Source organism: Vibrio sp. 10N.222.49.C9, assembly GCF_041474985.1.
Classification (GTDB): Bacteria; Pseudomonadota; Gammaproteobacteria; order Enterobacterales; family Vibrionaceae; genus Vibrio; species Vibrio crassostreae_C.
In genome coordinates this window covers 1-262 of sequence record NZ_JBFRVD010000631.1, presented here as the reverse complement: position 1 = coordinate 262, position 262 = coordinate 1, and the positions used below count along the sequence as shown (strand labels likewise).

The 262-nt window shown below is 49.6% G+C and carries 1 protein-coding gene; it reads right to left on the bottom strand.

Annotated features, from left to right (window positions below; genetic code table 11):
* Positions 1-252, bottom strand: a 252-nt coding sequence (locus tag AB4585_RS24815) for a penicillin-binding transpeptidase domain-containing protein (protein ID WP_372171408.1), incomplete at its 3' end; no start/stop codon positions are given.
* Positions 253-262: the final 10 nt, after the last annotated feature.

Below are 262 nucleotides of genomic sequence, written 5' to 3'. Positions count from 1 at the left end.
CACATACCAACTATCTCGGTTGTTATTAGTGGTGCCTGTTTTTCCTGCTAGCTTGTACTTAATCCCTGCAGAGCCCAGCGATTTAGCCGTGCCCTCGCTTACTGCTCCCTGCATTGCCGCTACGGTCAAATCTGCAGCTTGTTCAGGTGCTACCTGCTCAGGGCTTAGCTTATGCTGATACAAGACCTGACTCTTTGCATCAACCACCTCACTGATCAAATACGCTTGCTGCCTCGCGCCGTGATTTACAATGGGTTGATAT